Annotated in this window: 27 protein-coding genes; 10 read left to right on the top strand and 17 right to left on the bottom strand. The window is 69.7% G+C overall.

Features of this window, described 5'->3' with window-relative positions; all coding sequences use genetic code 11:
- Positions 1 to 272: 272 nt before the first annotated feature.
- Positions 273 to 1,394, bottom strand: coding sequence for a nitric oxide synthase oxygenase (locus F1721_RS08440; protein ID WP_150065978.1), 1,122 nt, complete (start codon positions 1,392 to 1,394; stop codon positions 273 to 275).
- 381 nt (positions 1,395 to 1,775) lie between these two features.
- Here F1721_RS08440 and F1721_RS08435 point away from each other — a divergent pair, with 381 nt between their 5' ends.
- Positions 1,776 to 2,231, top strand: a complete 456-nt coding sequence (locus F1721_RS08435; protein WP_150065977.1) for a nuclear transport factor 2 family protein — start codon at positions 1,776 to 1,778, stop codon at positions 2,229 to 2,231.
- Positions 2,232 to 2,259: 28 nt separating this feature from the next.
- Here F1721_RS08435 and F1721_RS08430 read toward each other — a convergent pair whose 3' ends face one another.
- The 4 genes from F1721_RS08430 to F1721_RS08415 form a co-directional block, all read right to left on the bottom strand.
- On the bottom strand, positions 2,260 to 2,700 hold the full coding sequence (locus tag F1721_RS08430; RefSeq protein WP_150065976.1) for a GNAT family N-acetyltransferase: 441 nt from the start codon (positions 2,698 to 2,700) through the stop codon (positions 2,260 to 2,262).
- Positions 2,701 to 2,738: 38 nt separating this feature from the next.
- The gene (locus F1721_RS08425; protein ID WP_246154512.1) at positions 2,739 to 3,242 is read right to left on the bottom strand and encodes a DinB family protein; all 504 of its coding nucleotides are present in this window, start codon (positions 3,240 to 3,242) and stop codon (positions 2,739 to 2,741) included.
- A 49-nt stretch (positions 3,243 to 3,291) separates the two neighbouring features.
- Positions 3,292 to 3,936, bottom strand: a complete 645-nt coding sequence (trmB, locus tag F1721_RS08420) for a tRNA (guanosine(46)-N7)-methyltransferase TrmB (protein WP_246154564.1) — start codon at positions 3,934 to 3,936, stop codon at positions 3,292 to 3,294.
- A gap of 120 nt (positions 3,937 to 4,056) precedes the next feature.
- Positions 4,057 to 4,617 carry a hypothetical protein gene (locus tag F1721_RS08415; protein WP_150065974.1) on the bottom strand — a complete coding sequence of 187 codons (561 nt, stop codon included), beginning with the start codon at positions 4,615 to 4,617 and terminating at the stop codon, positions 4,057 to 4,059.
- A 220-nt stretch (positions 4,618 to 4,837) separates the two neighbouring features.
- On the opposite strand from F1721_RS08415, the gene F1721_RS08410 reads away from it, so the two are divergent.
- Positions 4,838 to 5,305, top strand: coding sequence for a universal stress protein (locus tag F1721_RS08410; protein ID WP_246154509.1), 468 nt, complete (start codon positions 4,838 to 4,840; stop codon positions 5,303 to 5,305).
- Between the two features lie 370 nt (positions 5,306 to 5,675).
- Here the strand turns inward: F1721_RS08410 and F1721_RS08405 are convergent, their stop codons facing one another.
- From F1721_RS08405 to F1721_RS08385, 5 genes are all read right to left on the bottom strand, one after another.
- Entirely contained in the window at positions 5,676 to 6,395 is a 720-nt protein-coding gene (locus F1721_RS08405; RefSeq protein ID WP_150065973.1) for a hypothetical protein, read from the bottom strand.
- On the bottom strand, positions 6,392 to 7,333 hold the full coding sequence (locus F1721_RS08400; protein ID WP_150065972.1) for an ABC transporter ATP-binding protein: 942 nt from the start codon (positions 7,331 to 7,333) through the stop codon (positions 6,392 to 6,394). The genes F1721_RS08405 and F1721_RS08400 overlap by 4 nt, the downstream gene beginning before the upstream one ends.
- Positions 7,334 to 7,508: 175 nt before the next feature.
- The gene (locus F1721_RS08395; protein WP_150065971.1) at positions 7,509 to 8,309 is read right to left on the bottom strand and encodes an HAD hydrolase family protein; all 801 of its coding nucleotides are present in this window, start codon (positions 8,307 to 8,309) and stop codon (positions 7,509 to 7,511) included.
- Between the two features lie 193 nt (positions 8,310 to 8,502).
- Entirely contained in the window at positions 8,503 to 9,159 is a 657-nt protein-coding gene (locus F1721_RS08390) for a response regulator (RefSeq protein WP_150065970.1), read from the bottom strand.
- Positions 9,160 to 9,630: 471 nt separating this feature from the next.
- Positions 9,631 to 10,824 (bottom strand): sensor histidine kinase, encoded by a 1,194-nt coding sequence (locus F1721_RS08385; RefSeq protein ID WP_150065969.1) that lies wholly within the window; start codon positions 10,822 to 10,824, stop codon positions 9,631 to 9,633.
- Between the two features lie 159 nt (positions 10,825 to 10,983).
- On the opposite strand from F1721_RS08385, the gene F1721_RS08380 reads away from it, so the two are divergent.
- From F1721_RS08380 to F1721_RS08370, 3 genes are all read left to right on the top strand, one after another.
- Positions 10,984 to 12,519, top strand: a complete 1,536-nt coding sequence (locus tag F1721_RS08380; RefSeq protein WP_150065968.1) for a dynamin family protein — start codon at positions 10,984 to 10,986, stop codon at positions 12,517 to 12,519.
- On the top strand, positions 12,516 to 12,956 hold the full coding sequence (locus F1721_RS08375; protein ID WP_387511107.1) for a nucleotide exchange factor GrpE: 441 nt from the start codon (positions 12,516 to 12,518) through the stop codon (positions 12,954 to 12,956). The genes F1721_RS08380 and F1721_RS08375 overlap by 4 nt, the downstream gene beginning before the upstream one ends.
- A 220-nt stretch (positions 12,957 to 13,176) precedes the next feature.
- Positions 13,177 to 15,030, top strand: a complete 1,854-nt coding sequence (locus F1721_RS08370) for a dynamin family protein (protein ID WP_150065966.1) — start codon at positions 13,177 to 13,179, stop codon at positions 15,028 to 15,030.
- Here F1721_RS08370 and F1721_RS08365 read toward each other — a convergent pair whose 3' ends face one another.
- The 3 genes from F1721_RS08365 to F1721_RS08355 form a co-directional block, all read right to left on the bottom strand.
- The gene (locus F1721_RS08365; RefSeq protein ID WP_150065965.1) at positions 15,031 to 15,603 is read right to left on the bottom strand and encodes a hypothetical protein; all 573 of its coding nucleotides are present in this window, start codon (positions 15,601 to 15,603) and stop codon (positions 15,031 to 15,033) included. It abuts the gene before it with no gap.
- Positions 15,604 to 15,671: 68 nt separating this feature from the next.
- Positions 15,672 to 15,914 carry a DUF397 domain-containing protein gene (locus F1721_RS08360; RefSeq protein WP_150065964.1) on the bottom strand — a complete coding sequence of 81 codons (243 nt, stop codon included), beginning with the start codon at positions 15,912 to 15,914 and terminating at the stop codon, positions 15,672 to 15,674.
- An 8-nt stretch (positions 15,915 to 15,922) separates the two neighbouring features.
- Entirely contained in the window at positions 15,923 to 16,759 is an 837-nt protein-coding gene (locus F1721_RS08355) for a helix-turn-helix domain-containing protein (RefSeq protein ID WP_150065963.1), read from the bottom strand.
- A gap of 100 nt (positions 16,760 to 16,859) precedes the next feature.
- Here F1721_RS08355 and F1721_RS08350 point away from each other — a divergent pair, with 100 nt between their 5' ends.
- The 5 genes from F1721_RS08350 to F1721_RS34355 all read left to right on the top strand — a co-directional run bounded on the left by F1721_RS08350 (position 16,860) and on the right by F1721_RS34355 (position 21,421).
- Positions 16,860 to 17,084, top strand: a complete 225-nt coding sequence (locus F1721_RS08350) for an HC3 family zinc finger protein (RefSeq protein WP_150065962.1) — start codon at positions 16,860 to 16,862, stop codon at positions 17,082 to 17,084.
- Between the two features lie 87 nt (positions 17,085 to 17,171).
- Positions 17,172 to 17,390: a hypothetical protein gene (locus F1721_RS08345; protein WP_150065961.1), complete on the top strand. Its 219-nt coding sequence runs from the start codon at positions 17,172 to 17,174 to the stop codon at positions 17,388 to 17,390.
- 556 nt (positions 17,391 to 17,946) lie between these two features.
- On the top strand, positions 17,947 to 18,672 hold the full coding sequence (locus F1721_RS08340) for a DUF6802 family protein (protein WP_150065960.1): 726 nt from the start codon (positions 17,947 to 17,949) through the stop codon (positions 18,670 to 18,672).
- Positions 18,673 to 19,158: 486 nt separating this feature from the next.
- Positions 19,159 to 20,973 carry a phosphoenolpyruvate carboxykinase (GTP) gene (locus F1721_RS08335; RefSeq protein WP_150065959.1) on the top strand — a complete coding sequence of 605 codons (1,815 nt, stop codon included), beginning with the start codon at positions 19,159 to 19,161 and terminating at the stop codon, positions 20,971 to 20,973.
- A 292-nt stretch (positions 20,974 to 21,265) separates the two neighbouring features.
- On the top strand, positions 21,266 to 21,421 hold the full coding sequence (locus F1721_RS34355; RefSeq protein WP_170301377.1) for a hypothetical protein: 156 nt from the start codon (positions 21,266 to 21,268) through the stop codon (positions 21,419 to 21,421).
- A gap of 105 nt (positions 21,422 to 21,526) precedes the next feature.
- Here F1721_RS34355 and F1721_RS08330 read toward each other — a convergent pair whose 3' ends face one another.
- From F1721_RS08330 to F1721_RS08315, 4 genes are all read right to left on the bottom strand, one after another.
- Entirely contained in the window at positions 21,527 to 23,149 is a 1,623-nt protein-coding gene (locus F1721_RS08330; RefSeq protein ID WP_150065958.1) for an alpha/beta hydrolase, read from the bottom strand.
- A gap of 393 nt (positions 23,150 to 23,542) precedes the next feature.
- On the bottom strand, positions 23,543 to 24,388 hold the full coding sequence (locus F1721_RS08325) for a carbohydrate ABC transporter permease (RefSeq protein WP_150065957.1): 846 nt from the start codon (positions 24,386 to 24,388) through the stop codon (positions 23,543 to 23,545).
- Positions 24,388 to 25,326, bottom strand: a complete 939-nt coding sequence (locus tag F1721_RS08320) for a carbohydrate ABC transporter permease (RefSeq protein WP_246154507.1) — start codon at positions 25,324 to 25,326, stop codon at positions 24,388 to 24,390. Before F1721_RS08320 ends, F1721_RS08325 begins: the two co-directional genes overlap by 1 nt.
- Positions 25,272 to 26,612 carry an extracellular solute-binding protein gene (locus F1721_RS08315; RefSeq protein ID WP_246154505.1) on the bottom strand — a complete coding sequence of 447 codons (1,341 nt, stop codon included), beginning with the start codon at positions 26,610 to 26,612 and terminating at the stop codon, positions 25,272 to 25,274. Before F1721_RS08315 ends, F1721_RS08320 begins: the two co-directional genes overlap by 55 nt.
- Between the last annotated feature and the right edge of the window lie 98 nt (positions 26,613 to 26,710).

The following is a 26,710-nucleotide window of genomic DNA, read 5'->3' as shown; positions in this document are numbered from 1 at the left end:
CGCCACCTCTCGGGACTGGCCGATCGGCCACCCGGACCGACCACCTGACCGATCCGCCGGACCCCCGGCAGAGGAGACGCTTGTGGTGTCAACGCGGAAGAGGCGCGGTCAGCGAGCGCCAGGAGCCAGGAAGGTCGGGGTCGACATGGTCACCACCATCTTTTCCGTCATCGGAGCCGTCCTCGCAGTGGCCGTGCTGCTGCTCATGTCGATCAGCTCGGTCCTGCCGGAGCTGCTGGAGCGCTTCGCGCGCCGCAGCTCGGACGAGGCGGTCACTCGCCGGACGGATCTGTCCCGAGGCAGCGCCGGTTCAACCGGGACAGTTCGTCGTAGCGCGGCCGCTTCGGCGCGGGGGACTGGAAGCCACTCGGTGCTCCCTGCCGGGCACGCCGGGCCGCTTCCTTGGTGACGCTGAACATCGGCCGGGAGGCGCTGGTGCGCGGTCCGGAGCGCAACCAGGCCAGGCGGTGCAGGGCCTCGCTGTGGTGATCGGTGATCGTGACCCGCGCGGAGTCGAACGAGTACAGCACCGCCCGGTTGATCTCGACGATCGCCCGGTCCCGCCACAGGGTTCGTTCGGTCGAGGTGTCCATGCCCAGCCGTTCGGCGACGTGCCGGGTGATGCCGTAGGCGTTCTCGTCGGCCAGGCCGCGGGTGCCGATCTCGGTCCCCACGAACCAGGTGTTGAACGGCGCGGCCGGGTACCGGATGCCGCCGATGTCCAGCTGCATGTTGCTGATCAGCGGAACGGTGTGCCACCGCAGTCCCAGTTCCACGAACCACGGGTGCTCCGGGTGTTCCAGCGGAACCTCCTGCACCACGTCGCGGGGCACGGTGACGAGCTTGACGCCCTCGTGGGCGGTCTCCACCACCAGCGGCAGGTGGTCGAAGCGACCGCGCTGGTTCGGCGGTTTCCAGCCCATCCGCTGGACCTCCGCGGTGAAGCCGCTGTAGCGGGCGTCGCCGAGCACCCCGCCGCCGGACATCGCGTAGCCCGCGTAGCGCACCACCTGCTCGTTCCAGATGCGCGGCCCGGGGCTGCCCGGGGCGTCCGGGGCGAAGACGGTGATCAGCGGCTGGATCCGCCCGGCGTTGGTGGCCAGCCGCAGGTGTTCGAAGCACTCGCTGGCGATGGCCGAGGCGTTGCGCAGCCCGCGCAGGTCGCGGACCTTCAGCCGGCGCCACGGAACGCCGCTGGTGCACCAGCCGCTGTCGCGGAGCGCGACCCGCGCGCCGTAGGCGAGTTCCGGCCCGGTGTGCCGGTAGGTGCCGGTCTCGGCGATCGAGCGGCGCACCTCGACCAGCCGTTCGGCCAGCGATCCGGCCTTCGGGTGCGCGTCGTGGAAGGCGCGCAGGAACTCCTCGGCGGCCGAGACGTCCGTGGTCGAGTCCATCCGGACGAGCGCACTCGATGAGCTGCCACCGGACTCGCCGACCTCGCGCGCACCGTCGAGTTCCGGCTCGGGCGGGCGTTGCTGGATCGGGATCACTTCATCACGGGTAACCGTCACGGGCCGGAAACGTAGTCGCGATCGGTGCTTACTCGTCACTCCAGCAGCACTCTTCTTTCTGGTGAACTTCCCGGCCACGATGACAGCTGGAACCACTGGGCGTAAACGGCTTCGACCGATCGGCACCCAAACTTGATCGCTCAATCAAGCGAATTGTTATCTGTTGATCTTCAGTTCCGGCGATCCGGATGCGCGCGCCGCGGGGCGGATCGCGAGGTCCGGAAAGCGCCAGCCACCCGCCCGCGGAACGGCGAGGCTGGTGGCATGACCGACCAGAGCAGCACCAGAACGATCTTGCAGCGCATGTACGCGGCCGAGGCCGAGTACCTGTCGGCGGGCGGGCCCGGCCGAGCCGACTTCGCGCTGCTCGCCGACCACTTCTCGCCGGACGTCGTGCTGCACCAGGCCGAAGCGCTGCCCTACGGCGGAACCTGGCGCGGCCACGCGGGCATGGAGCTCTTCTTCATCGCGATGAGCCGGACCTGGGAGGTGTTCGAGTTCGCCGAGCAGGAGTTCGTCGCCGCCGACGAGCGGACGGCGGTGGTGCTCACCCAGGTGCGGGCGCGTTCCCGCGCCACCGGTCGCGAGCTCACGTTCCCGATCCTGCAGACCATCACCGTCCAGGACGGACGGATCACCGAGATCCGCCCGTTCTACTGGGACACCGCAGCGGTCGCCGAGGCCTGCACACCGGAGCCGACCAGCCCCCGCAGGAGCTGACCGAGCGGAGACCCGGGCACCAAAACCGTCACGCGGGCGCGCGCACCATGAACACGTCCACCGGGTCCTCGGACTCGACGGCGAACCCGTGCCGCTCGTACAGCCGCCGGGCCGGGCTGCCCTGCAGCACGTTCAACCGGACCAGCGTGCCGTCGCGGTCGCACCGCTCCAGCAGCCGCCGCAGCACCCCCGAACCGATCCCGCTGCCCTGCAAGCGCGGGGCCAGGTAGAAGTGCTCCAGCCAGTGGGCGTCCTCGGCGGGCCGCAGCGCCACGCAGCCTGCGAACGCGCCGTCCACCTCGATCACCTGGGTGCACGCCGGCTCGAACCCGTCGCGCAGCCGCTGCCGGACGCGCCGTTCGTCGTACCGCCCGAGCCGCTCCAGATCCGCCCGCAGCACCACGGCGCGCAGCTCGGCCACCGCCTCGACATCGGCCTCCGAAGCCGCTCGAACGTCCCAGCTCACCACGGGCGCCAACACTACTTCGCCCGTCGAAGCCGACCGGCCTAGCGGCCGACGGAGCCGTCGATGTGCTCGCGGAGGATGTCCGCGTGACCGGCGTGCCGCGCGGTCTCCTCGACCATGTGCACCAGCACCCAGCGCATCGACGGCGGCGGGGTCTCGCGCAGCGAGCGGGCACCGGGCGCGTCCAGGTCCGCGCACGCCGCGATGATCTCGTTGCTCCGCCGGATCGCGTCCCGGTACGCGCCGATCAGCTGGTCAGCGGTCTCGTCCGCGGTGGGCGGCGCTTCGTCGTCCCGGAACGGGACGTCCGCACCGAGGTAGGCCCATTCGAACCAGTTGGCCTCGACCGCGGTCAGGTGCTTGATCAGCCCGAGGAGGCTGGTCCCGGAGGGAACGCCGGGGGTGCGGGCCTGCTGGTCGGGGAGGCCGATCGCCTTGGCGACGACGGCCTCCCGCAGGTAGTCGAGGAAGGCCAGCAGGGCCGTCTTCTCGTCGGAGTTGATGCTCGGCGGCCGGAAGTCGCCGCGCGGTGCGGTGTCCGTCACGCCGCGACAGTACGCGGCGGGATCAGCCGAACGCCCGGTCCAGAGGCGTTCAGATCCGCTCGAAGATCAGGTCGCGGATCTCCCGGCCTTCCTCGTGCGCGCGGTTCTCGAACTTCGTGACCGGCCGCCACTCCGGCCGCGGCGCCCAGCCGCCGGGTTCGTCGGCGTAGCGGTTGCGCAGCTGCGACTCGCCCGAGCAGACCTCCATCATCTGCTCGGCGTAGTTCTCCCAGTCGGTGGCCAGGTGCAGCACGCCGCCCGGCTTGAGCCGGGAGGCGATCAGCGCCACCGACTCGGGCTGGACCAGCCGCCGCTTGTGGTGGCGCTTCTTCGGCCACGGGTCGGGGAAGTAGATGCGGACCTCGTCCAGCGAGCCCGGTTCGAGGTGGTCGCGCAGCAGGACGATCGCATCGCCGCGCAACAGCCGGAGGTTGCTGACCTCGAGCTTCTCCGCGCGCAGCATGAGCTGGGCCAGGCCGGGCTTGTAGACCTCGACCGCCAGGTAGTTGACCTCCGGCTGGGCGGCCACCAGCTGCGCGGTCGTCTCGCCCATGCCGGAGCCGATCTCCAGCACCACCGGCGCCGTGCGGCCGAACCAGGACGCCAGGTCCAGCGGCCCTTCCGGCAGCGCGGTCACCTCCGACCCCAGGTCGGCCCAGTGGCGGTCCCAGGCCCGCTGCTGGCCCACCGTCATCCGCTCGCCCCGCTGGACGTAGCTGACGACGGTACGACGGAAGGGAACCTGCTGGTCAGACGCATTCACGGGGACTCAGTATCGCAAACCGGCCACCCGCGGTGAGCAGCGCGGTGCCGGTCACCAGGATTCGATCTGCGGCAGCATCGCGACCAGCCCGGCGACGCCCTTGATCGGGATCGCGACGGGCTCGGGGTCCTGGTGCGCGGGCACCACGTTCAGCCAGCCGTTGTGCTCGTCGGTGAGCGCCACGGTGGTCGGCATCTGCATCGGCGCCCGGTCCGACGGCGCGTACTCCCAGTACCCGGCCTCGCCCGTGCCCGCCCAGGGCACGAACACCCAGCCGGGGCGGGACCGCAGGACCGCGTGCACCTCGTCCTCGATCTCGAACGCCGCCTCGCGCGACGGCAGTTCGCCGCGGTCCAGCGCCCGCAGCCACCACGGCGCGGGCAGCTGGCGCTTGGCGCCGTGCAGCTTGCGGAACAGCTCGAGCACCTGCCGCTCCGGCGCGGTGTGGATCCAGCTGCGGCGCAGCGACGCGGGTTTGGCCGCTTCGAGCGCTGGTGGGTGCGCTTCCGTCGCCAGGGACCACTCCAGTCGGGGGACCGGTTCCAGCTGGACGTCGTCCGCCGACCGTTCCTGCCCCGTCTGGATGACCGAGCCTTCCTGCGGTTGCACCATGGGCCCACCCCTCTGCTGTTGAGAAAGTTGCGAGCCGCCAACTCGCCCTAGACCAGCTCATGCCCCCAAGCGACGCTGGTTCGGGACATCCCTCACTCAATGCCTTACCACAACGGATGCGATCAATGACAACATGTAGTCAATTGTGTCCGAATTCACACATTCCAGACCGCGGCGGATCGCCTCCCCGACCCGCCCCCGAGACCGATGGAGTGGCGAGATGGCCGATCAGATGATCCAGCGGGTCGAGATCGACGGCGGCGTCGTCGTCGGGGTGGACAGCTCCGCGTCGTCGGCGCGGGCGCTCGTGGTGGCCGCCGAGGAGGCCAGGCGGCGCAACACCACGCTGCACGTGGTGCGCGCGTGGAGCCTGCGGACCGCGCCGAGGCCAGCGGACTGCCCGCCGAACGCGGTCCCGAGCATGGACGAGTTCCAGCAGGAGGTGCGGGCGGACACCGAGCGGATCGTGGCCAGCAAGCTCGGCGAGCACGAGGGACTGCCGGTGGAGTTCCACATCGTCCACTCGCCGTCGCCGCAGGCGCTGCTGTCCGCGTCGAAGGGCGCGGACCTGCTGGTGGTGGGCCATCGCGGGCGCGGCGGGTTCGCCGGGCTGATGCTCGGTTCGGTCGCCGAGCAGTGCGTCCGCCACGCGGCGTGCCCGGTGCTGGTAGTCCGGCCGAACGTCTAGCCGAAGCGGTTTCGCCCGTCCTCGGCCGATCGCGGAAAGCACAGGGCCCGGGCCATCCCCCGAATGACAGCCCGGGCCCTCCCCCGTCCCGACCGCCGGCGCCCCCGAGCGCTGCTGCAGTCGGTCGATTTCACTTGTGCCAGCCAGCCGTGCCATCGCCAGCTCCGCACGATGTCCACTGAGGACATTCCGTGCCGCAACGATCATGCGCGTCGAGTGGGCGACGGCTGCGGCTCGATCTTGCCGTCGATCCTATCGGTTGACGTGATCAGACTCTCGGCCGGGCCGGGTAACGTTTTGCTATCCGCCGCCCAACTGGGCATTTCCACAGTTGATCATGGTGGGTTCCAGCAAGATCGATCCGCGCTGGTCAGGCGTCCCGACGCCGCACCACCACGAGGGCGATCACCCAGACCGCGAGCACGACCGCCGCGAAGTAGCCCAGCGAACCCCACGGTCCGAGCGGCATGCCGGAGTCGGGCGTCCCGGTCAGGAAGTTGCTGGCGTGCATGAACGGCATCCACTCCTGGACGGTCTCGCCGATCTGCGGGATCAGGCCGACCAGGCCCTCCACCAGCAGCGACCAGATCAGCAGCAGCGTCACCGCACCGGCGGTCTGCCGCAGCAGCGCGCCGACCGCGACCGCCAGCACCGCGCCGAGCGCGAACACCAGCCCGACGCCCGCGACCATCCGCCAGTCGTCCGCGGTGCGCAGCGCCAGGTCCGCCTGGGACGCCAGCACCGTCGACACGCCCCACGAACCGAACGCGGCGATCTCGCCGATCACCAGCGCCACCAGCGCGACGAGCACCGTCTTGGCGGTCAGCGCGGCAGTGCGGTTCGGCACCGCGAGGAAGGTCGAGCGGATCGTGCCGAAGCGGTACTCGGTGGTGATCGACAGCGCGGCCAGCACCAGCACCACCATCAGGCCGAACTGGTACCCGGCCTGCGTCATCTTCAGCGTCATGTCGTCCATCTGGGACGCGAACAGGCCCGCGAACCCGATGGTCAGCGCCAGCGCGAGGGCGGAGCACCACCACGCCGAGCGGGTGGAGAAGAGCTTGATCCGTTCCACGGCGAGCAGGGTCATCGGGCCACCCCCGGAGCGGTCGGCGCGGGCGCGCCGAGATTCGTCTGGTATTCCACGGAGTCGCTGGTCAGCTGCATGAAGGCGTCCTCGAGCGAACCGCGCTGCGCGGTCAGCTCGTGCAGCACGATCTGGTGCTGAGCGGCGAGTTCGCCGACCTGCTCGGTCTCCGCGCCGTCGATCACCAGCGTGTCGTTGGCGGTGGCGCGGGCGCTCAAGCCCTGCGCAGCGATCAGCTGCTGCAGCTCGGAGGCGCGCGGTGAACGCACGAGCACGCTCTGCGAACCGGCGTTGTCCACGAACTGCTGGGTGCTGCACTGCGCGATCAGCTCGCCGCGGCCGATCACCACGAGTTCCTGGGCGGTCAGCGACATCTCGGACAGCAGGTGGCTGGAGACGAAGACGGTGCGGCCCTCCGCGGCCAGGCCCTGCATGAACCGGCGGATCCAGTGGATGCCCTCCGGGTCCAGGCCGTTCACCGGCTCGTCGAACAGCAGGATCTTGGGGTCGCCGAGCAGCGCACCGGCGATCCCGAGCCGCTGCGACATGCCGAGGGAGAAGCCCCCGGCGCGGCGGTTCGCGGCCTCCTCCAGGCCGACCATGCCGAGCACCTCGTCGACGCGGCGCAGCGGAATCCCGTTGGACTTGGCCAGCCACTTCAGGTGGCTGCGCGCCGAGCGGTTCGGGTGCACCCACTTCGCGTCGAGCAGCGCACCGACCGTGCGCAGCGGGTGCTTCAGGTCCTGGTAGTGCTTCCCGTCGATGCGGACCTCACCCGCGGTCGGGCGGTCCAAGCCGAGAATCATGCGCATGGTGGTGGACTTCCCGGCGCCGTTCGGACCCAGGAAGCCCGTGACCTGGCCGGGCTTCACCGTGAACGACAGGTCGTTCACCGCGACTTTCGGGCCGTATCGCTTGGTGAGGCCGATCGCCTCGATCATGATCACTCCTGTTGCCGAGGACAACGCTGGCGGCCCGGACCGGGCCACGACAGCAACGATGCCCGCTCAGCGGGTGCGCGGGCATCGGACCGGTGTATCGACCTGGGGTCAGACCCAGGTCGTAGACGCCCCTGACCGGAGGATGACCCGCAACGGAGCGAATTCGGGCGAAGACCTAGCGGAACCAGCGGCCGAGGGCCTTGGCCAGGCCGTCCTCGGCGACCGGGAGGGTCACCTCGTCGGCGGCGGCGTGCACGGCCGCCGGGCCCTGGCCCATCGCGACGCCGTGCGCGGCCCACCGCAGCATCTCGACGTCGTTGTCCCCGTCACCCGCCGCGAAGGTGTCCGAGCTGAGCACGCCCAGCTCGGTGCGCAGCTTTTCGAGCGCCGAGCCCTTGGAGACGCCCTCGGGCGTCACGGTCACCCAGGGCTCGTAGTGGTCCAGGGTGTAGGTGCACGACGGCAGTTCGACGCCGGAGAGGTGTTCGACGAGCTCGTCGGGCTGGTGACCGGGCCAGCTGGCGATCAGCCGGGGCACCGGGACGGCGGCCAGTTCGTCCACTGTGGCCAGTTGCTGCGCGCCCTCCAGCTGGTGCGGCGGGAACTCGGCGGTCACCCGGTTGCCGACGCCGAGGTCCTCGGCGGCGAAGATCACGCCCGGCAGCCGGTCCGCCAGCTCGGCCAGCACCGGGGCCAGCTCGAAGGTCTCCACCGACACCGGTTCCCGGCTGGCCACGTCCAGCAGCACCGCGCCGTTCGAGCACAGGGCGAAACCGCTGGTCAGCTCCAGTTCGTCGAGGACGGGTGCGACGCCGAGCACGGTCCGGCCGGTCGAGACGACGACCCGGCCGCCGTCGGCGATGGCGCGGTGCACGGCGGCCTTCACAGCGGCCGAGATCAGCCCGGTTTCCGGGTCCAGGAGGGTTCCGTCGACGTCGAGGGCGATGAGTCGGGGTTTCCACGCGGCGTCGGTCACCCCGGCAGGCTAGGCCCTCTTCCTCGAGCCGCGTGAGCTGGCCTTCTCTTTTGGTGAGTACGTTCACAACCGGCACCGCTGCGGGTTCACGGTGCCCACCCCTCCGGGGTTCCTTCCGGCGAGGACAGCCCGGACGCCGTGCATTGGTCGCAGCCAGGCGGCGCTGGGGTTCCGCTACCCGCGCACGCGAAGTTCACGCTTCGCCGGGTTTGACCAGACCCGTCTCGTAGGCGAGCACCACCGCCTGCACGCGGTCGCGGAGGTCCAGTTTGGACAGGATGCGGCCGAGGTGGGTCTTCACGGTGGCCTCGGACAGGAACAGCTTGCCCGCGATCTCGGTGTTCGACAGGCCCTTCGCGACCAGCACGAGCACCTCGCGCTCCCGCTCGGTCAGCGCGTCGAGCACCGCCGCGTCGCGCAGCTCACCGCCGCCGTCGCCGAGGAACCGGTCCAGCAACCGCTTGGTGACGCTCGGCGACACCACGGCGTCCCCGCTGGCGACCGAGCGCACCGCGCTGACCAGGTTCTCCGGCGGGGTGTCCTTGAGCAGGAACCCGCTGGCCCCGCTGCGCAGCGCCGACAGCGCGTACTCGTCCAGGTCGAAGGTGGTCATCACCAGCACCTTCGCCGCGTCGGCGGCGACGATCCGGCGGGTCGCCTCGACGCCGTCGAGCACCGGCATCCGGACGTCCATCAGCACCACGTCCGGGCGCAGCTCCTCGGCGAGCTTGACGGCGTCCTCCCCGTTGCCCGCCTCGCCGACGACCTCCAGGTCCTCCTGCGCGTCGAGCACCATCCGGAACCCCATGCGCATGAGCTCCTGGTCGTCCACCAGCAAAACCCGAGTCATGCCCCAGACCGTAGCTGTGCCGGTCCGGCCCGGCGGCCCGACCCGCACCGGTTCGTCGCCACCCGGAGAAATGCAGTTTCAATGAGGTTTTTCCAACCTCGTTCTGAGTGGCGGTGCCGGTGGCGGAACCTCAGCGCCCGCCTGGACTCCGGGTGCCCAACTTTATGTATGCCAATACACGGCAGTTGGGCCGTCCTCGCCGGAAGGAACCCCAGAGGGGTGGGCACCGAGAACCCGCGGCGGTGCAAGCTGCGAGGGTGGGCTATGCGCCTAGCGGCGCATGCGACCCTCCCCGACCGGTGCCGGTCGCCCTTCGCAGCTGCGGTCCACGGGCAGGATGAAAAAGGCTCAATTGAAACTGCGGTCCCGCGGCGCGTCGGGCGCCGGACACGCCGGGGGGGGTGTGGACAGGCCGTCCGAACTGCACGATTTCAACGGAGATCGGAGGTCCGACTTGCCTTGAAATCGCGGTCAGTCGCGGTTCGGGGGTTCGAGGGGGAGCAGGGCGTGGACGCGCCAGCCGCCCTCCGGGCGGGGGCCCGCCTCCAGGGTTCCGCCGTAGACCACCGCGCGCTCGCGCATGCCGATCAGGCCGTTGCCGCCCGAGGCCAGACCGCTGGGCAGCGACGCCTTGCCGGTGCTGACCACCTCGATCTCGATGCGGCGTCCGTCGTTGACCGCCCGGACCTCGGCCTTCGCGCCGATTCCGCCGTGCTTGACCACGTTGGTCAGCGACTCCTGCACGATGCGGTACACGCTGAGCCCGATGCCCGCGGGCAGGCCGGTGAAGTCGCCGGTCAGCTCCAGCGAGGTGGTGACGCCGAGCGCGCGCACCCGGTCGACCAGGTCGTGCAGGTTGCCCGCCGTGGGCTGCGGGATGCGGTCCGGTTCCTGCTCGTCCGGGTTGCGCAGTACGCCGAGCAGTCCGCGCAGCTCGTTGAGCGCTTCCCGGCCGGTGCTGCTGATCGTGCGCATGGCCTGCTCGGCGAGCTCCGGCTTCTGGCGCAGGGCGTAGCTGGCGCCGTCGGCCTGCGTCACCATCACGCTCACCGAGTGCGCCAGGACGTCGTGGATCTCCCGCGCGATGCGGTTGCGCTCCTCGGCGACGGCGATGCGGGCCTGCTGGTCGCGCTCGATCTCCAGGTCGCGAACCCGCTTCTCCACCTCGGCGAGGTACGCGCGGCGGGCGCCGATGAACGCGCCCATCGCCCAGCAGAAACCGGCCAGCATCGTGAAGAACACGACCTGGACGATGACCAGCTGCATCGGGTTCTCGGTCGCGTCCAGGCCGGTCAGCAGCTCGGCCAGGAACAACGCGCCGACCAGCACGGTGTACAGCGCCGCGACGCGCCGCGTGGTGCAGGCGACCAGCGTGTAGATCATCATGCACTGGACCAGCGCGCCCACGGGCGAATCGTCCTGCACGGCCACGAGGAGCGCCGACGCGAGCAGCACCACGTAGGCCGACCGGATCGGCCAGATGCGCCGGACCGCGATCGGGACGGTCACCAGCGCGTGCACCGGGAGCAGCAGCCAGAACACCAAGCCGTAGCCGCGGTTGTCCGTGGTGCTCGAGTCGGCCACCTGCAACAGCAGCATGAAGGCGGCGATCGCGCCGTCGCCCACCACCGGATGCGCCTGCAGCCACAGGCTCAGTTTCCGCACGCGCCCGAGCCTAGAACGGTCCGACCTGCGGTGACGTCATGCCAGCGGCTCGATTCGCATCCACCTGTGGTCGTACGTGCGCCCCCGTCGGGGGACCGCTGCGTGGCAGGATGTAGCGGCGCAGAGCGCGCAGTTCGCATCGGCATCGAGAGGTCCGCGTTGAGCACGGCATCCGAGCAGCACTGGCCCGGCCCGCTGTCCGCTGCGGTCGCCCGGTTGTGCACCGGGCTGCAGCCGCAGGTGTCCGAGCAGACCGCGGCGGGGTTCGCGGAGGTGCTGCGCCGGTTGTCCGCGCCGCTGCAGGTTGCCGTCGCGGGGCGCATCAAGTCCGGCAAGTCGACGCTGGTCAACGCGCTGATCGGGCGCCGGGTGGCGCCGACCGACGTGGGCGAGTGCACCCGGCTGGTGACCCGCTTCCAGTACGGCACGGTGGACCGAGTCGAGGTGGTCTTCCGCGACGGCAGCAAGCAGGCGGTGCCCTTCGACGCCGACGGCGGCATCCCCGCCGACCTGGGCGTGGACATCGACCAGGTCTCGCACCTGGAGGCCTACCTGACCAACGCGGTCCTGCGCGACCTGACGGTGATCGACACCCCCGGCCTCGGTTCGATGGACGCCGCGTCCGTGGCGCGCACCGAGGAGCTGCTGGGCGCGGGCAAGGACGAGGACGGCGAGCTGGACCCGGTGTCGCGCAACGCCGTCGCCGGGGCCGAGGCCGTGCTGTACGTGGTCACCCAGGGCGTCCGCGCGGACGACGAGCACGCGCTGGCGTCGTTCACCGCCGCCACGGCCAGCCGCGAAGCCGGACCGGTGAACGCGATCGCGGTGCTGAACAAGGCCGACACCATCGAGGCGAGCACCGTGGACGGCGCCGGCGACGACGTGTGGAAGGCCGCGACGCTGCTCGCCGAGAAGCAGGCCGAGCTGCTCAAGCCCAAGGTCGCCGACGTGCTGCCGGTGATCGGCCTGCTCGCCGAGACCGCGGAGTCCGGCGGGTTCACCGCCGCCGACGCCGAAGCCCTGCGCGAGCTGGCCAAGCTCGACGAGGCGACCCGCGAGACGCTGCTGATGTCGGCGGACCTGTTCACCAGCTGGGAGTGCGACGTCCCGGCCGGGACCCGCAGCCGCATCCTGGAGCGGATGGACCTCTACGGGATCCGCTGCGCGCTGGAGGCCATCGACGCGGACCCGGAGATCACCGCGGGCGCGCTGCGCCGCCGGTTGCTGGACTCCTCCGGGCTGGCCTCGGTGCTGCAGCGGCTGGACACCGTGTTCCGCGCTCGCGCCGACGGGATCAAGGCCGCGGCCGGGCTGGCGTCGGTGACCGCGCTCTCGCACGCCTCCGGCGATCCGGGCGAGCGGCAGCGGGTGCACGACGCGATCGAGGTGCTGCTGGCCAAGCCGGAAGCCCACCAGCTGCGCGTGCTGGAGGCGTTGACGCTGGTCGCGGCCGGTGCGGTGACGATGCCGCCGGACCTGGCCGAGGAGGTGATGCGGGTCGGCAGCAGCACCGACGCGGCCGAGCAGCTGGGCCTGCCCGGGCGGCACCGCAAGGAGCTGACCGACTACGCGCTGGAGCGGGCGAACTGGTGGCGCTCGTTCTCGTCCTTCGGCGCCACCCCGGCTCAAGGCCGCATCGCGCACGTGGTGCACCGGGCGTACTTCCTGCTCTGGCAGCAGCTCCGGTCGGGGTGATCGCGGTGTGGAACTGGCGGCGGAAGAATTCACCGGAAAGTGGAACCGACGAGGTCACCGACGCGTCCGACACCGACGAGGGCACTTCGGACGTGGAGTTGGGGACAGACATGACCGCCGTGACCGCGGATCCGCTCGGCCAGGCGCTGGCCGAGCGCGCGACGCTCATCCAGCTCTGCATGTACGCGCTGGACCGGGCCCGCAGCACGGGCGTGGTCGAGCGGCTGGCCGAAGGGCTGAGCGGTATCGGCGTGTCCCCGCTGCGCCCCGACGGCACCCGCTTCGACCCCGCGCTGCACGAGGCGGGCGGCACCCTGCCCACCGACGACCCGGCGCTCGACGGCGTGATCGCGGAGACCGAGGTCCTCGGCTTCGCCGACCGCGACCGCATCCTGCGGCCCCCGATCGTCACCGTCTACCAGCTGCGCAGGCAGTAACCACCCGCGCTCCACCTGGTGGTCGCCGGGGTTCGACGGCCGTCGGTGCAGGTGGCGATCTCGCGCGAAATCGCCGCTTCGCACGCGTGCCGAACGCCGGTTTCGCGCGAAATCGCCGGTCCGCGCTCCGGGTGGGTTCGCGGAAGTGGTTTCCGGGGGCGGGTCGGGTCGGGGAGAATTCGCTGGTTCGACCGGATCGCGGGAAAGGAGCTGGGCGCGGATGACGGCACCCGGCGTTGCGGTGGCTGCGGCGCTTCCGCAGCAGGTCAAGCAGACCAGGGACAAGCTCATCGGGCTGCTCCGGGAGATCGCCCCGGACGGCGCCGAGTGGGTCGAGCAGGTCCGCCGCCGCCGTCCCGCAACGCCCAGCGTGGTCGTGGTCGGCGAGACCAACCGCGGCAAGAGCTCGCTGGTCAACGCGATGCTGGCGCACCCGGGGCTGTCCCCGGTGGACGCCGACGTGGCCACCGCCACCTACCTGCAGTTCGAGCACGGCGAGCGGTGGGCGGCGCACGCCTGCTACCCCGGCCAGCAGGACCCGGTGCCGTTCGACCTGGCCGAGCTGCCGAACTGGACCAGCGCGGGCCGCGACCTGCCGGACGGCCAGCTGCCGCCGCGGTACGTGCGGATCACCGCGCCGCTCGACGCGCTGGCGAAGGTCGCCGTGGTGGACACGCCGGGTGTCGGCGGGCTGGACGAGGTGCACGGCGAGCTGGCGATGGAGGCCGCCGCCTCGGCCACGGCGCTGCTGTTCGTCGTCGACGCCTCGGCCCCGTTCACCCGCGGTGAGCTGGAGTTCCTGCAGAAGGCCGGCGAGCGGGTGGAGACCGTGGTCTTCGCGCTGGCCAAGACCGACCAGTACCGCGGCTGGCGGCAGGTGCTGGAGGAGGACCGGAAGCTGCTGGTCGAGCACGCGCCGCGGTTCGCCGAGGTGCCGATCTTCCCGGTGTCGGCGCGGCTGCAGGAGATGGCCGCGAAGGCGCCGAGCGAGCAGGCGGCGGAGATGCTGCGGGAGAAGTCCGGCATCGCGGAGCTGCGCAGCGAGCTGGAGCGGCTGATCGGCGGCCGGTCCAACATGCTCGGCGAGGCCAACACGATGCGCGCGCTGTCCACTGTGCTCGGTGAGCAGGTGGTGAAGCTGGAGGCCGAGAAGCGCGCGCTGACCGTGGGCGAGGACGAGGCGGAGTCGCTGCGCGCCCGCCGCGACGAGCTCACCGCGTCCCGGCGGTCGTCGACCCGCGGTTGGCAGGTCAAGCTGCGCGGCGAGGTCCAGCGCACCCGGGTGGAGACCAGCCACGAGGTGACCCGCCAGGTCCGCGAGGTGCAGAACTGGTTCCGCCGCGCCATCGACAGCGCCGACCGCCAGCAGCTCGCCGAGCTGCCGCGCCAGGTGGACGTGGCGCTGCAGATGGCGTCCACGCGCGTCGCCGCGGCGCTGTCCGCGCGGCTGGCCGGGGTCGCCGAGCAGTCGCTGAAGGAGCTGTTCTCGGCCGAAGAGCTCGACGTGATCCGCTCGCAGTTCGCCCGCGGCGCGCAGGCGCCGATCGCGCTGCGCCCGCCGGACAAGCGCCCGCCGACGGCCGAGGACAAGCTGCTGGTCTTCATGGGCGTGTCCGGTGGCCTCGGCGTGGGGCGCGCGGCGGCGATGCCGCTGGCCGGGCTGGGCATCGCGGCGCTGAACCCGGTGGTGCTGCCGGTGACGATCGTGCTCGGCCTCGGCGCGGGCTGGTGGATGGCCCGGACCCGCAAGCACGCGGCGGACAAGCAGCACATGAAGCAGTGGCTGACCGAGGCGATCGCCGACGCCCGATCCGCCCTCGACCAGCTGGTCGCCGAGCAGCTCATCGAAGCGGAGCAGCAGCTCTCGCTGGCCCTGGACGACGCGCTGACCAGGCGCATCGAAGCGATCGAGGCAGAGCTCCGCGAGGTGGACAAGGCGCTGAAGATGGACGCCGCGGAGCGCAGCCGTCAGCTCCAAACGGTCAACCGCCGCCTCGCGGAAGCCACCACCGGCCGCGAACGAGCGGAATCCCTCCTCGCCAACATCCGAAACCTCCGCGACACCGCAGCCTGATCAGGAGTTCCGGAGCTTGGCGGCGTTGCGGTACCGGCGATCCGCCCAGGCCTGACCTGCGGTCAGCCCCAGCAGGAAGAGGAGCGCGACGGCGCCGTAGAACACGGCTGCTCCCACGTTGCCGTCGCGGATCTCCTGCGCCACGAGGAGAACGCTCAGTGCGGTGAGGCACAGGAAGAGGACGGTACTCGACTTCTTCCGCCGGGGAACGGATTGCACCTGCTCAGCGAGCTGGACGGCGAGAGCATTCGTCTCCGGATCGGTGCCCAGCGCGCCTTTGCGCACCAGCCGCCGCGCAGCGTGCATCCGGGCCGGGTCGGTGTCCGGCGGCAGCGGCTTCATCCGGCGCAGGAGGCGGACCACGAACACCGACATGACGCCGCCCCACAGGCCTCCGACGATGACGACGGCGAGAACGGCGACGGGCCAGGGCAGAGCACCGGAGCGACCGCTCGGCGCGAAGACCGTGAAGACCCCGACCAGCAGCCCACCGATCGCGCAGCTCACCGCCGCGTAACGCTTGGGCTTGTTCTGGGCGTACAGCTGAACCCGCTCCAGTACGTACCGATCCACGACCACTTACCCCCAAGTCATGTGGAGGCACCTCCGAGCCGACGGCTGGCTCGAAGGTGCCGTTCACCTCAGAACTCCGACGCGTCGAACCGGTCGGAGCGAACGGCGGCGAGGAAAGCCCGCCACTGCCGCTGGTCCAGGGCTAACAGGCCGCCGTCGCGGTCCTTGGTGTCCCGCACCCCGACCTCATCAGCCCCCAGGCCGACCTCGACGCATTCAGTTTGCGTCCCGCTGTGGCTGGACTTCCGCCAACCCACTTCGACGCAGTTGCTGCTTGGGCCGCTGTGGCTGGACTTCCGCCAAACTTCCATCCGGATCTTCACTTCCGCGAGTACTCGGTGATCACCTTGATGCTTTCGGTCTCCGTCAGAGCGCGGTCGCTCAGGTCGTCGAAGACCCCGCTGAGCCCGGAGGCTAGCTCGCGGTCGTGGCTCAGGTGACCACCAACAGCGTGCTCCTGGTAGACCGCTGGTTCCCAAGTACCAGGCGGAAAGTCGAGCAGCACGAAGGCACCGGTCATGGACCTGTGCAAGCCCGCGCTGAACGGAAGCACCTGTATCGAGATGTTGGGGCGCTTCGCCATCTCGATCAGATGAGAAAACTGCTCACCTGCGACGTCCACCTGGCTCGCGCATCGGGCAAGAGCTGCCTCCGAAATCACGCAGGCGTACTCGACGACCGGCTCGATCGTCAGCCTCTCCTGACGTTTGAGTCTCAACGCGACCTGAATCTCCAAGTCCTCAGGCGCCGTCACATGGTTGCCCAGCCGGTGGATCTCGCGGATGTACTCGCTGGTCTGCAACAGGCCGGGCAAGATCTCGATCTCGAAGGTGCGGATTCCAACGGCGTCGGACTCCAGCCCGACGTACTCCTGAAACCAGCTCTGCAGGCGATAGGACGACCACCAACCGCGCTTGCGGGCTGCTTCTCGGGTTTCTTCCATGCTCGCCCGCCGGTCTTCGACCACCCCGTAGTGGTCCATCAAGACCTTCAGCTCGGCCTTCGACGGGACTGTCCGTCCGTTCTCCATGTGCCGGACCTTGGCCACGGAACAACCCAACAAGCTGGCGATCTCTTCAGCCGGGAGGCCGTGGGCGTTTCGCATCTTCCGCAGCTCGGCGCCGAGAGTCTTGCGCCGCATCGTCGGACTGGACATATCCGAAGCCTAGTCACGATGCCTGATCACTCAACTGTGCGATACAAAACTTGATCGCTAAAAAGTAGCGTAGATACAAGCGATCAAGAAGGAGGGCGAGATGCTCGAAGCGGCTGGGGTGGATTGGTTCTGGCGGCCCGTGGGGGTTGGGCGGCACGCGTTCGACGTCGCCGCGAAGCGGGGCGAGCCGCACGACCCCGTCACGTCGTTCTGCGGGGTCGAGGTGGAGGCGTGGCAGGCGCAGCGGCTTCCGCCGGAGTCGGAGTGGATCCGCGAGGACACCTGCATGGACTGCTGGCGGCGGATCAGCGCCCGGTGGTCGTGAGTGCAAAAACCGGCTCCAGCCGGTTTACGCACTCACGACACCTGACCTGCAGAAACACAACCTTCAGCGAACAAGGGGTGACGACGGATGTTCTGGCTTCAGGTGACCACGCTCGTGCTCGTCAACGTCCTCATCGCGAGCATGCTGCTCATCCGCCCGCCTCGGGCGCAGCACAGCGGTTCGGGTGATGGGGCGCTCAACGTCTGGCAGTTGATCGAGCAGGTCGAGACCGAGCGACAACGGCAGGCCGTCCCGACCGGGCGGCACCACCTCGCGCCCGAAACGCTCGCCCGTCTCCAGACATGATCCCGGCGGAGCCGTGAGGACCCCGCGGCTCCGCTGCGCAGACCTGGTCCGGCCGTCCCTCCCCGCGCCGGATCAGACGGTGGCCGGGCGCTCCGCGCCCCCGACCCGGCGCCCGGCCACCCCTCAACCCCGCTGCGGCGCCCGCTACTTCCCTGGTCCGGGAGGGCGACCGGCGGTTCCGCGCCGGTCTTCCGCGATTTCAATGGAAATCAGATGTCCGATTTCCATTGAAATCGCGTCGGGACGGGCGATGGCCACCGCTGGTCGGGGTCCGGTGAGCGCTGCGAGGAGGCCGCCGCACGCCGCATCTTGTCCGCACCCGCCTCGACGGGGTGTGCGATGAAGGGCATCTTCGACCCGACTTCTGGCGGCGGATCAGCTCGCGGTGGTCGTGAGCGCGTAACGGTGTTCGAACACTGTTGCGCACTCACGACCGCATCTGACCTGGGCGCGGCGGTCGCGGGTGCGGAAAGGCCCAGGTGCTTCTCCTGCGGAACCTGGGACCTCTACCCTGCGTCGTAGGTTCTGCAGTGATCCGTGGCTGAGGGGTGGCGACGTGTACATCGAGGAGCAGGGGGCGGGCGACGGCGACATCAAGGTCACCGTCGAAGGCGAGGAGTACACCGCCGAGGCCAACTACGACCTCAACGGCGACGGGGTGGACGACACCGTCGCCGTCATGACCGACGACGGCTACGTCGCCTACATCGACGAGACCGGTGACGGCCAGGCCGACGTCATGCAGACCATCAACGCCGACGGGGTCGTCGTCGAGCAGGCCCGCTACGACGCCGGGACCGGCAAGTGGACCGGCGAGGCGCCGCAGCAGCACCCCGGCGGGATGGACCCGCAGCAGGACCAGGGCCGCGCGATGGTCATCGACACCCCGCAGGGCGACGTGGCGGTCGGCCCGGCCACCGAGGACACCAACTCCGACGGCATCGCGGACACCGCCGTGGTGGAGACCGAGTCCGGCGGCACCATGCTGGTCACCGACGTGGACGGCGACGGCTCGGCCGACCAGGTGGTGGAGATCAGCGGGACCGGCGAGGTGACCATCTCGCACCACACCGGCGACGGGCAGTGGACCGTGGTCGAGCAGGGCCAGGTGACCGGCGACGGCCAGTACGCGCCGAGCCCGGCGACCGGCGCCACCGACGACGCGACCTGGAACCTCGACGCCCAGCCCGTCGCGCACGAGCAGGCCGGTGCCGGTGCTACGGGCGCTGGTGCGTCCGGCGCCAAGGGCGCCCGCGCCGACTCCGACGACCTCTGGGGCTGAGCCTCCCGCAGAATCCGCGCCCTCCGGACCTTCGGGACGTTTCCGCAGGTAACGCCCCGTGAGCGTTTCGTGGCGCTATAACACCCCAAACCACTCACGACCCAGAACCCGCCCGGACGCCACCCCGGGCGGGTTCTGCCGTTTTCGCGGCACCCCACCGACCGCCATCCGGCCGACGCCCCCGGTTCACCCCGCGTTCGCGAACGCGTCCGATTCGCCGGAAATTCTCTGTTCACAGGGCTCGACGACAACGGGATCTCCGCTCGCGCCACTCGAAAGATCCCAACTGAATCGATTCCCTTATCGTTCTTGTGAGAGAACGAACAGGGCTGATCTCCATCGCACGGCGCTGTCCCCGCTAGCCTCGATGCATCCCTTTTCAACCTCGCCCGGCCTGCGGGACGGGCGAAGCATTCCCTGCAAACGCCGACGGACCCCGTCGGCGACAAGTCCGGGCTGTGGCGCCCAGTCAGGAGACACGACGCGATGACCGCATTGACCATCCCCGGTCTCGACCAGGCACCGACCAAACACGAGCGCCTGCTGTCGTGGGTGCGCGAGGTCGCCGAGCTGACCACGCCCGACCGCGTGGTGTGGTGCGACGGCTCGCCGGAGGAGTGGCAGCGGCTGACCGACCAGCTGGTCGAGGCCGGCACGTTCACCCGCTTGGAGAAGAAGCCGAACTCGTTCTACGCGGCGTCGGACCCGTCGGACGTGGCGCGCGTCGAGGAGCGGACGTTCATCTGCTCGGTCGAGGAGAAGGACGCCGGGGTCACCAACAACTGGATGGACCCCAACGAGATGAAGGCCATCATGACCGAGCTCTACCGGGGCTGCATGCGTGGTCGGACGATGTACGTCATCCCGTTCTGCATGGGCCCGCTGGACGCCGACCCGCCGCGGCTGGGCGTGGAGATCACCGACTCCGAGTACGTCGTGGTGTCGATGCACATCATGACCCGGATGGGCGCGAAGGTCCTGGAGCGCCTGGGCACCGAGGGTGACTTCGTACCCGCGCTGCACTCGGTGGGCGCGCCGCTGGAGCCCGGCCAGCAGGACGTGCCGTGGCCGTGCAACGACATCAAGTACATCACCCACTTCCCCGAGGAGCGGATGATCTGGAGCTTCGGCTCCGGCTACGGCGGCAACGCGCTGCTGGGCAAGAAGTGCTATTCGCTGCGGATCGCCTCGGCGATGGCCCGCGACGAGGGCTGGCTGGCCGAGCACATGCTGATCCTCAAGCTGATCTCGCCCGAGGACAAGGTCTACTACGTCGCGGCCGCGTTCCCATCGGCCTGCGGCAAGACCAACCTGGCGATGCTGCGCCCGACCATCCCGGGCTGGAAGGTCGAGACCCTCGGCGACGACATCGCCTGGATGCGCTTCGGCGAGGACGGCCGCCTGTACGCGGTGAACCCGGAGGCCGGTTTCTTCGGCGTCGCGCCGGGCACCAACCGCAAGACCAACCCGCACGCGATGACCACCATCGAGCAGGGCAACTCGCTGTTCACCAACGTCGCGCTCACCGACGACGGCGACGTGTGGTGGGAGGAGATGGAGGGCGACCCCCAGCACCTCACCGACTGGAAGGGCAACGACTGGACGCCGGAGAGCGACACCAAGGCCGCTCACCCGAACTCCCGCTACTGCACGCCGATGTCGCAGTGCCCGATCCTGGCGCCGGAGTGGGACGACCCGAAGGGCGTGCCGATCTCGGCGATCCTGTTCGGCGGTCGCCGCAAGACGACCATCCCGCTGGTCAACGAGTCCTTCGACTGGCAGCACGGCGTGTTCATGGGCGCCACCCTGTCCTCGGAGAAGACCGCCGCCGCGGCGGGCAAGGTCGGCGAGGTGCGCCGCGACCCGATGGCCATGCTGCCGTTCATCGGCTACAACGTCGGCGACTACTTCCAGCACTGGGTGAACATCGGCAAGGAGGCCGACGCCAGCAAGCTGCCGAAGATCTTCTACGTGAACTGGTTCCGCCGGGGCGAGGACGGCCGCTTCCTGTGGCCGGGCTTCGGGGAGAACTCCCGCGTGCTGAAGTGGATCATCGACCGCCTGGAGGGCAAGGCGGCCGCCACCGACACCGCGATCGGCCGGGTCCCGTCGGCCGCCGAGCTGGAGCTGACCGGGCTGGACACCCCGGCCTCCGACGTCGACGAGGCGCTGAAGGTCGACGTCGAGGAGTGGAAGGCGGAGCTGCCGCTCATCGAGGAGTGGTTCGACACCATCGGCGACGCGCTGCCGAGCTCGATGCGCGACGAGCTGGAAGCGCTCAAACAGCGTCTCGGTAACTGACCGAGCGACCCCCGGACGGGTGGTTTTGGCGGGGCAACGTGGGAAGCCCCGCCGCCACCCGTCCGGCCCGTAAGTTCGGCTAAGCGTGCGCAATCGTGCGGCGTTTCCCCAAAGAACGTGAAGTTCTTTCGGGGAAACGCCGTTTTTGCGCGCCGCCCAGGTGGATCTACGCAGCCCGGTGGAGTAAATCGGGGAATCCCAAACGATCAGCAACCCGACGGACACTGGACGCGTCCCAGTGATTACCGCCGAGAAAAAGGGCGCCGAACCGAGGGGGTGTGTCATGGTCCACTTGGCCATGCTGGCGTTGTCCCTGATCGCGGTCGCTGCGGTGTTCCTCGCGCTGCGCACCGAGGACGACGAGTCCGGCGAGAAGTCCGAAGCCGGCGAGATCGACCGGATTCGCCGGGACCAGGTCGCGATGGCGAAACGAGCACATACGCCATGACCTGCACGGTCTGCGCTCAGGCGCAGGCGGCGGTGGCAAGCCGCCTCCAGAGCACAAAACCGCGGGCGGCGCCGGGATTCCCGGGCCGCCCGCGGTGTTCTCGGATCAGCTGACCGCGCGGTTCACCGCGTCCAGCCGGTCCAGCACGGTGCCGCCGCTCGTCGCGGCGAACGTGCTCGGGCCCGGTTCCGGCAGCGGCACGCCGTCGCAGGTCATGTCCTCGGGCACCTGGCCGTCGACCAGGTAGGCCTCCACCGCGTCGTCCACGCACGCGTTGCCCGCGCCGTAGACGCCGTGGTCGCCCTCGTCGCGAACGGTGATCATCCGCGAACCCGCGAACTTCCGGTGCGCGATCTCGGCGCCCTCCAGCGCCGTGGCCGGGTCGTTCTCGGACTGCAGCATGAGCACCGGCGGCAGGCCTTCACCGGTCGGCTGCGGCAGGTCGACCTGCGGGCGGTCCCAGAACACGCACGGCTGGAAGATCGTGTAGTAGCCGTAGAACGGGTACTTCCTGCCCTCGACGCCGGAGTGCGCCACCACCGAGCCGGGGCTGCCGCGGAACGCGGTGTCGTTGCAGCGGATCGAGTACAGCGTGGCGATCATGCTGTCCTGCGGATCGGCCAGCATCGGCGTGCTCCGCTCGCGGACCGCGGCCACCGCCGGGTCGGTCGCGCGGCCCTCGCGCAGCTGGACCAGGGCGTCGCCGACCACCGGGAAGGCGAACTTGGAGTACATGCTCTGCAGCAGCATGGCGTCCAGCACGCCGTGGTCGACCGGCGCACCACCCGGCACCGGCAGCGGGTTCGCCTTCAGCTCCGCGCGCAGTTCGTCCACAGTGGCCTGAACCTGCTCGGGCGTGGCGCCGAGGTGGTAGGTGGCGTCGTGCGCGGCCAGCCACGGCCGGAGGTCTTCGCGCCAGCGGCGCTCGAAGGCCATCGGCTGCCAGGAGAACACGTCCTGCCAGCTGCCGGTGAACTCGGTGTTGGAGTCCAGCACCAGCTTGTCCACCGAGCCCGGGAAGTAGGTGGCGAGGTAGGCGCCGAGCCAGGTGCCGCCGGAGACACCGTACCAGTTGATCTTGTCGTGCCCCTCGACCTGGCGCAGCAGGTCGAGGTCGGCGACGGTCTGCTCGGTGGTGACGTGGCGGCCGAGCTCGCCGCTGTGCCGCTGGCAGGCCTCGGCGGTGTCGCGGGACATCCCCAGCATCACCGCGATGTTCTGCGGGTCGCGGTCGTGCGGATCCGGCTGCGGCACCGGAACGTCCTCGGCCGGTCCACATGAGACGGTGCTGCTGGCGCCGGTGCCGCGCACGTCGATGCCGTAGATGTCGAAGTTGGCGGGCAGTTCCGGACGTCCGTTCGCCAGCATCGCCAGCGGCATGTTCAACCCGGCTCCACCCGGCCCGCCGGGGTTGGTGAACAGCGCCCGCCCGGCTGGCCCGCTCTCGGGGGACAACCGGCTGACCGCGATGCTGATCTCCTTGCCGTTGTCGGGGTCGTGCCAGTCCATCGGCGCGGTGAACGTGCCGCACTGGAGCCGCTCGGACCCGGGTGGAAGTTCCGGCGGCAGCTCGCCGTCGAAGCAGGGCGCCCACTGGATGCGCTGCTCGGCGAACTTCGCCGGAACCTCGAACGTCGGCGCGGTCGGCTGCGCCAGCGCTGGTTGGCCGGTCGCGAGCAACGCCCCCAGCACGGCGGTGGCCCCTAACGCACGTGTTGCGCTTCGCATGCAGTCCCCTCCTGCAGTGACCAACGGTGGTTCGAAGATCACTCAATCAAGGGAACGTGCGCCCGGGTACTACTGTTCAACACCACTTCCCGTGACAAATGTCAGGTCGGGGTGGGGTGCGGCTTGGAGCTCTGGGGTGAGGTGTGGTGATGCCGGGGGATCGGTGGTGATACCGGGGTTGGCCTGGCGATGAGGGGTGCGGTTGGGTAGGGGGTTGGGTTTGGGTTCAAAGCGGTGGGGGGTTGCGTTGCGTGGTGTTGCAATTTCAATCGAAATTGCCACCGTTCTCGACGGAACCTCCAGTGGCGAGGTGAGGCAATTTCAATCGAAATTGCGGACGTCACCACCCCTCGGACGGCCGTCCGAACTGCGACGTCACCACCGAGCTGGAGGTCAGTGCTTGATGGCTCCGGCGAGGTTGAAGGCTCCTCCGAGGGCTCTGGAGACCAGGAGGTAGAGGACTATTACCGGGGTTGTGTAGAGGATCGAGTAGGCCGCTAGTTGGCCGTAGGCGATCAGGCCTCCTTGGCCGAAGAAGGTGAACACCCCTACCGAGGCCGGTTGTGCTGTTGGGTCCAGGAGGAGGACGAAGGGGACGAAGAAGTTTCCCCACGCCGTGATGAAGGTGAAGATCGCTACCACGCTCGTGCCCGGGACGATCAGCGGGAGGACTATCGTGCGCAGCGCCTGCATCGCCGAGGCCCCGTCCACCCAGGCCGCCTCCTCCAGGCTGATCGGCACGCCGTCCATGAAGTTCTTCGTCATCCAGATCGCGATCGGCAGCGAGGTGGCCGCCAGGAACAGCGTGGTGCCGAACATCGAGTCGATCAGCTCCAGCTGCACGAACATGCTGTACACCGGGACCATCACCGCGGTGATCGGCAGGCCGGAGGCGAACAGCACGACGTACAGGAACGGCCGCCGGAAGCGCAGCTGGTAGCGCGACAGCGGGTACGCGCACAGCACCGCGGCCACCACCGAGATCAGCGCGGCGCCGCCGCACATCAGCAGTCCGTTCCACAGTGGACGTCCGCTCTGCTCCCAGGTGAGCACCTGCGCGAAGTTGTCCAGCGTGAAGTTCTCGGGCACCTTCGCCGTCAGCGCCGCGTCTGCGTCGAAAGCGGCCGTGAGCAGCCACAGCAGCGGCGCCAGGAACGCCAGCGCGACCACCGCGAGGACCAGGTGCACCACCACCGACACCGAACGCCGCCGCGCCACCGTCACCGTCACCGCAACCATCAGGCTCCGTCCCCCCGGGAATCCGGATCTCCCAGGCTCTTGGCGTACACCGCGGCGAAAAGCCCGCCGATCAGCAGCAGCACCAGCGATATCGTCGCGCCGTAGCCGATCTCGTGGAACTCGAACGCCGAGTCGTACATCAGCAGCGGCAGGGTCTGCGTCGCCGCGTTCGGGCCGCCCGCGGTCAGCACGTAGATCAGCGTGAACAGCCCGATGGTCTGCAGGGTGATCAGCATCAGGTTGGTCAGCACCGAGCGGCGGATGATCGGCAGCGTGACGTGCCAGAACCGGCGGAACGGACCCGCGCCGTCCATCTCCGCCGCCTCCACCAGATCGCTCGGCACCTCGGACAGCGACGCCTGGTAGACCAGCATCGAGAACGCGGTGCCGCGCCAGACGTTGCCGAGGATCACCGCCAGCATCGGCACGCTGTAGAGCCAGTCGCGCGGTTCGAGACCCACCGCGACCAGCAGGTTGTTCAGCGTCCCCTCGGAGTTGAGGAACGCGTAGACCGCGAACGCCGCCACGAGCTCCGGCAGCACCCACGCCGACACCACCACGGTGCCGACGCCTGCGCGCAGCCAGCGGTTCCGGTGCTGGGTGAGCACCGCGATCAGCATGCCCAGGCAGTTCTGCCCGATCACCGCCGAGCCGACGGTGAACACCACGGTCAGCCAGGCCGAGTGCCACAGCGCCGGATCGCTGAACAGGCGGCGGAAGTTCTCCAGCCCGACGAACTCCGGATCGGTCGCCGCGGCACCGGTCAGCGCCGCGTTGGTGAACGAGACGTAGAAGCTCCACAGGACCGGCCCGGCCACGAACAACCCGAGCAGCAGCAGGGCGGGTGCCATCGGCACCAGCCACTGCCGCGCCCGCACCGCCATCAGCCCGCCCTGGTGCTCGTCGGCTGCACGATGCGCGCGACCTGCTGCGCCCACTGGTCGGCGACCTCGTCCGGCGGCTTGCCCGCCACCACGTCGAGCACCGACTGCTGGATCTGCTGCGAAACCTTCGGGTACTCCGGCAGCGCGGGCCGGTAGTGCGTGTTGTCCAGCAGACCGATCCAGAACGCGTTCAGCGGGTTCGCGCCGAGCACCCGCGGGTCGGCCGCGGCGTCCTCGCGGGCCGGGAGGTTGCCGCTGGCGGCGGCGTACTCGACCACGTTGTCCTTGGCCATGGCCTGCTTGATGAACTCGAACGCGTCGTCCTTCTTCTCGCTGGACGAGCTGATCGCCAGCGTCCAGCCGCCGGAGAGCGTCACGGTGCCCGGCGCCTGGCCGTGCTGGGTGGGCATCGGCGCGGCGGCCATCGTCCGGGCCCAGTCCTGCCACCCGGAGTCCTGCCAGTTGCCGGAGGCGAAGCTGCCGTCCAGCCGGATCGCGACCTTGCCGTCCCGGATCAGCTCGTCGCGCTGCACCTTGTCGTACTGCGCGTCGGCGATCTGCGCCTTGCTCTGCGTCAGGTCCTCGGCCAGCGCGGTGGACAGGAAGCGCATCGCGTCGGCGAAACCGCGGTTCGGCGCGATCCACTTCCGCTGCTGCTCGTCGTAGAGGGTGCCGGTCTCGGTGCCGTACAACAGCATCGCCACCGTCTGCATGCTCACCGACTCGCCCTCGGCCTTGCCCAGCGCGAGGTCCATCGCGATCACGTCCGGGCGCTGCCGCTTGACCTGCCGGGCGGCCGCGAGCACGTCGTCCCAGGTGCGCGGCTTCCAGTCGGCGGGCAGGCCGACCTCGGCGAACAGCTCGCGGTTGTACCAGAGGCCGCGGGTGTCGGTGTCCAGCGGAACGCCGTAGGTCTTGCCGTCCTGGGCCTTGCCCGCCTGCTTGGTGGTGTCGATGTAGGAGTTCCAGTCCGGCCACTGCGCGAGCCGGTCGTCCAGCGGTTCCAGGTACCCGGCCGCGACGTCGGAGTTGACGTTGAAGCTGTCCTCGTAGAGCACGTCGGGCGCGGTGGACGGGGACCGCATCCGCAGCTGGAGCTTGGACAGGTACTCGCCCTCCGGGGCGACCACCGGGTCCAGCTTCACCGTCTTGCCCGGGTGGGCCTGCTCGTACTGCTGCTTGACCCGCTGCATCCACTGGTCGACCTGCAGCGTGTTGCCGTAGCGGTGGTAGGCGACGCTGATCGTGTTCGGGTCGTCGGCGGCGCCGCCCCCGCAGGCGGCCAGCGACAAACCCAACGTCGCGGTGATGAGCACGGACATCGCTGTGCGCCGTTGCATCGCGAGCCTCCTGCCAGCAGTGGTTGCGCGCGGCTTGAGATCCGGATCACACTCTGGGTAGTTAATTCCATTCGATGGAACAAGTCAACGATCTCCCC

Source organism: Saccharopolyspora hirsuta (assembly GCF_008630535.1).
Lineage (GTDB): Bacteria > Actinomycetota > Actinomycetes > Mycobacteriales > Pseudonocardiaceae > Saccharopolyspora > Saccharopolyspora hirsuta.
The sequence above is the reverse complement of the archived record's forward strand: the minus strand, read 5'-3'. Positions and strand labels throughout refer to the sequence as shown.